We start from the raw sequence: 5146 nt of genomic DNA, 5'->3' as shown, positions 1-5146 counted from the left end.
AGATGTGTATAAGAGACAGCCTACGACTTAGTCGTCGCCTGACGGCTCCTCAGGCGGTGCTGACGCACCGCCAGATGCGGGGGGGTGCCGGCTGCGCCGTCACCTTGCGTGGTGTGGCCCCGGCTGCGCCGGGGCGGGTAGTGGGTGGTTGGGGGAATTCGCCGGTGGCGAATTCGTGGGCGCGGCACGCGCCGTTGTGGTGGGTGTCGGGCATCGCTGAGCTCCGCCTTTCCGGTGGCATTGTCCCGGGCCTACGTCCCGTCAGTCGGTCGGCATTCCGGTCTTGTTGGGCTGGTGTTTTCACGGCCTTACGGGCCGGTTGGCTGGCAGGGGTTCCGGGGCTGCGCCCGGGAGTTGGCGTTGACGATGTGACTCGAAATTCGGGTAGTGGCCTATCCCCCCGATCGGGCGGGGGTGCCGGCCGGGGCCTGCGTTCCCCGGCGTTGACGATGTGTCGTGGACTTCCGGTAGTAACCACAACCTCACCCCCGGAGGCCTCCTCCGGGCCCGGCCGGTGGGGTACTCGGGGGCGTATTCGCCTTGCGGCTGCTGGGCTGGCGGCCCAGCCTTCGCCCCTGGAGCGGGGCCTGCGGCCCCCGGGAGACGTCCCCGGGCCACCGGTCCGGCTCGGGCCTCCCCGGTCCCTTTGGCGGGCCCTCACGAGCACCCCGCACGAACGGTCCCTGACGGGCCCTCAACCGCGATTCTGAACCGGGAATCCCGAGCGTATCCGGCGACGTTTCTACGGCTTCCGCGCAGCTCTATCCTACCGGGCCACGGGCGGGTGCGAGGCATGAACAGGAAGCCTCGCGGACGCTGTCCATCCTGGCTATACACGGACGCACTCACCGCGAGAATAAGAATCCCCTTCCGCTCCCTTTCAGGCGGAAATCAGAAAGCCTATCGGGGCGCAGCGGTCAGGAATCGAATTCAGGCACGCCAGAGAGGGGCCTACGGCCCTCGCATCCGACACGGCAACCGCCCTTCCACACCGCCCAGGAAAACCCGCCCAAAGCCAACCGATGAATTCCCGGAGCGACGACACCAAACCGAACACCGGGCCAGGGACGGCGGGCGGCCGTCGAGGCGGGGCGCAGCTGGGCGCGACACCGGGTGGGCACGGGCGGGGCGGTAGCGTGCCGTGGTGACCTCTCCCGCCATACCCGAGCCGATGCTGCCGACACGGCAGCAGCTGAGAGACCTGCACAACTTCATCGACGGCCAGGCCTACGCCGCCCTCGGCCCCATCATCCGTATCCCGGGCACACCGCACCCCCTTCGGGACGAGCAACGCGCCGTCGTCGGCCACGCCGTCCAGGCGGTCTTTGCAGCCTCCCAACACCTCTACCAAGCGCTGTGGCACCGCCTCGGCCACGACCAGCCAGACCCCACCGCCCACGCCACCTGGGCAGCCCTCCAAGCCCTCGCCACCCCCTGGCAAAACCACCCCAACCTCCCCGACCACCTCCGCCCCCTCCTCAACCCCACACCCCAACCCTGACCACCCAAGCCAGCACGCAGCACGACGGGCGGCTGGCGGAGGGCGGAGGAGCTGACCCGTGACAGCGAAGTCGGGACGGTTGTCAGCGAAGTTGGGACAACGCCATTTTGTGACATCGAAGTTGGGAAAGACCCCTGTCAACGGCCTCGTAGCGCTACAGCACGGCAACACATGAGGTCAGATCGGCGGCCAGGAAGACCAAGCGTGAGTCTCCGGCGATGCTCACTCGTCCCAAGGCGACCGGGCTGTCACCCGCACGCCGAAGGTCGGGCAATCCCTGCTCGAAGTCCTTGCAGGTGACGACGCCGTCCTCCGCCATGCATCGGGCCCGCCATGCCCAGATATCGAGAAGCTGGCTGGCCGGCACCGTCGATCCGGCCCACACCCGAAACGAAGCCCCAGCGCGCAGGGCCAGGGCAACATGGCCGGCGGCAGCAGTCCCATGCCGTTCGACGGCAGCAATCAGGTCTTCGCGATCCACGACGTGCAGTATGACGCCTTGCGGATGCCAGCAGCCCGCCAGTCCAGCGACCATGCACTGGTGCCTCGCCGAGACGGCGCCCACTTCCCAACTTCGCTGTCACAAACTGATCCGCTTCCCGGAATCGCTGTCACAAACAGCCGTTATCCCAACTTCGGTGACAACCGTCCCGACTTCGCTGTCACAGGTCAGGAGCCGCCGAGACCGGCCAACCGGCTCAGCCCGGTGCGACACGAGGTGCAACACGCCCAGCCGCCCCCACTCCAGGCCACATAACGCTTGGTCAGACCCGCACCACGGCCCCGTGTTGCACCCTGGCGCAACACCGCGTTGCACCCCCGCGTTGCACCCCCACCACCAGCCACCCGGCCGCCGAGCACCACCACCAGGACCAGACCGCCGGGAAATGCTCAGGATTGCCCAGCGTCCCTCCCCCGGAATGCGACACCGAACGGCGAAGCAAAGGAACGGTGCAGGAACTCCCGGAAAGGGACCTGGCTTTCGGCGGTGGTCGGGTCTTGGCGGCCCCTCGGAAATGGCTTCCTCCTGAGCGCGAGGCTCGCGGCGCGCTAGCGATCGTATTCAGTCCGCGGGCGTCAGTACTGACCGGTCTGCTTCCAGTCCACCTCGCCGTTGGCTCCGGTAGCCAGCAAGTAGACCGCCGCATGGTAGGCGAAGAGGGAGAAGGCCCGGGCCGTGAAGCCATTCGACTCCATGTCCCACCCGCCCTGCGAGCCGCCAGTGACGTCGACCCGGGTAATGGCGATCCGGTTGTCGCTTGCCCGGCGGACTGCCACCTGCCCCCGTCCATTGTCCGTGATCGCCACAGAGGGTGCGCCCGTGCCTTGGACGCCAGCAAGGATCTCGTGCCCCCACCAGTTGCCCTGGCCATAGGTCTGGCGGATGACGTTGACCTGTCCGTCGGTGCCGAGCCAGGTGCCCATGATGGTGCCCCGCCAGCTAGGATTCCACGAGCTGAGATCCGTTTCGACCATAAAGGTGGACTCACTCCTCGAACCGGGAATCGTGGTCGGGGCGTTCCAGGAGTTCGATGTCCCGTTGAAGTAGATGCTCCACTCCTCGTCGCTGTTGGACGAGTGGTAGGTCATGAAGGTGCTGCCGTTCGGGGCCGCGACCACGGACACGGCCAAGAAGTTGCGCGTTGACACGTTGTTGGGGACCTGGGTCCATCCGGGCCGTACCTGGGGCGTCTGACTGCCTGCGTTTACGGTCACCTCCGTGTAGAACACGAATCCGTTGGTCCCAGTGTGGAATACCCGGAAAGTCGACGACTGGCCGTTCGACGCCGTCAGGTGCATCGCCGGGTTCGTATACGTCGTGGCCCCGGCCAGCTCGATGTCCTGGCCGTGACCGACGGACAGCCGGAGAGCGTTGTTGCTCGCCCGCCACACCTGGAGGAGGTTGTCATTGTTCGGGTCGCGGGACTCCGCCATCACCCCGGGTGAGTTGACGCGGTGGCCCCCAACGATCTCGGGAGCCCAATTGGCCCCCTCCCCGGGCTGGGAGGCGTGGGCCGAGGAGACCCCGAGGAACGCAACCGAGGCCGCAGTGAGCAGGGCCACGGCCGACAGCCGCCGCCGCTTCGAGGAGTTGTGCATGTCCACTACTTTCCTTCAAGTGCCGGATGAGGCCTCGCCAGCGGGCCGGTCCGACAGTCGCACTTGGCGGCGCAGCGGCGCATCAGTCATCTGACTGACCTTGGCCGGTGCTTCAGGCCCTACGTCGGTGGGTTCGGGTGGGATGGGCTGAGGAAGTGGTTGTGTCTCACCGACCGGGGCCACGAGAGGTGACCGGCGCGGACCAACCAGCCTTGACCGAAGGTGGGCGGCGCCCGGACGGCGGACAGGACGCCGGACGGGGCCGCCAGGACAGCGGCCTGGACGGCACCGCCCAGGCCGGCCTGACGGCCACCCAGCCGTCCGACGAAGGGCGCAGCGGCGGGCACGGCCCGCACGGCCGCGCAGCCAGGCCCGGACAGTGGCCCCAGGACGGCGGCAGCGGGGCCTGGACAGGGCACGCGGCCTGGACGACGGGACGGCGCAGCGAAGCGGCACGGCCACCAGGGACGACGGGCCCACCCCGGACGAAACCGAACACCACCCGCCACCACCCCCACCCAGCAATTGCCCGCCCGAAGTCAGGCTCTCATCGGCAACCACACCACCAAAACAACCCAACCGAATTACGACGGAATTCATCCCCGAAAACACGCCCGCAACACCCAGCCGCCCCCCAGCAGCCCGACCCGGCCCCCGACCCCCACCCACCACCACACACAGTCACCAAAACGGCCACCCCACACGACCACCCCACACCCCCGACAGGCACAACCAAAGGTCCAGACAACAACGCTGTGCGAGGCCATCCCACCCCCACACACCACAACAGGTCACACCCCACGGTCCTTCGCCGGGTAGAGCTTTGCGTGCAGCACGCGGTCCTCCCACCACGGATCGTCCGGAGTGGAGACCAGCGCGGCCACCAGCTCGAGCTTGGTCGGGACCGGCAGTATCAACGGCCCCAAGCCCTTCGCGGTGCGGGCCTGTACGCACTCAGGGCACTCCAACCGGTCCGGCCGGGCCTTCTCCCGCAGCTCCAGCTTCGAGCCCTCCTTCCCACCGATCGAGCCCCGGCGCGTCCAGCACGGGCGCAGCGCGGCGTTGGCTGTGCGGGCAGCCTCCAGCTGTTCTTCGGCCTCCCGTTCCAGGCGCTCCTCGCGGTCCTGGTGGCAGGGCCAGCAGCGGCCGCCGGGGCGGCGGGTCCACTCCCGGCTGCCGTACACCCAGGTGCTCTCCTCTTCGGGAACGTCACCGCAGTCGATGCAGACCAGGGAGTCCATCAGCTCCTGGTGGACCCGTTGCTGCTCGTCTTCGCGGGCGGCCTGGCGCTGGTCGTAGGCGGCCCGGTTGTTCGGGTTCTCCAGCGCCTCGATGAGGGAGTGCCGGCCCGAGCGGCCGAAGCGCCACCACACCGGCCCGAGCGGCCCGTGCCCGCGCCGGCAGCTGTGAGGGTGGTCGCGACGATGGGCACGGCGTCGTCGTACTCGCGCCACCCGTCGTCGTTGTCGTCGCGGACCTCCCGGCACCACCGGCCGCACCAGCAGTCGGCGGACAGCTCCGCGACGGCCTGCTGCCGGTTGGCCA

Annotated in this window: 4 protein-coding genes; 1 reads left to right on the top strand and 3 read right to left on the bottom strand. The window is 68.4% G+C overall.

What is annotated here, in order from left to right; genetic code table 11:
- Positions 1-1144 precede the first annotated feature (1144 nt).
- A complete protein-coding gene (locus IF30_RS0139790) occupies positions 1145-1501 on the top strand; it encodes a hypothetical protein (RefSeq protein WP_158835969.1) in 357 nt (118 codons plus the stop codon).
- Between the two features lie 154 nt (positions 1502-1655).
- On the opposite strand, the gene IF30_RS0139785 is transcribed toward IF30_RS0139790, so the two are convergent.
- From IF30_RS0139785 to IF30_RS0139775, 3 genes are all read right to left on the bottom strand, one after another.
- On the bottom strand, positions 1656-1982 hold the full coding sequence (locus IF30_RS0139785; RefSeq protein WP_158835966.1) for a hypothetical protein: 327 nt from the start codon (positions 1980-1982) through the stop codon (positions 1656-1658).
- A gap of 596 nt (positions 1983-2578) precedes the next feature.
- Complete coding sequence (locus IF30_RS0139780; RefSeq protein ID WP_030247846.1) at positions 2579-3607, bottom strand: hypothetical protein; 1029 nt, start codon at positions 3605-3607, stop codon at positions 2579-2581.
- A 785-nt stretch (positions 3608-4392) separates the two neighbouring features.
- The gene (locus IF30_RS0139775; RefSeq protein ID WP_030247844.1) at positions 4393-4974 is read right to left on the bottom strand and encodes a hypothetical protein; all 582 of its coding nucleotides are present in this window, start codon (positions 4972-4974) and stop codon (positions 4393-4395) included.
- Positions 4975-5146 lie beyond the last annotated feature (172 nt).

This window comes from Streptomyces sp. NRRL S-350, from assembly GCF_000719705.1.
Classification (GTDB): domain Bacteria; phylum Actinomycetota; class Actinomycetes; order Streptomycetales; family Streptomycetaceae; genus Kitasatospora.
This window is presented reverse-complemented; position numbering and strand designations above follow the sequence as displayed.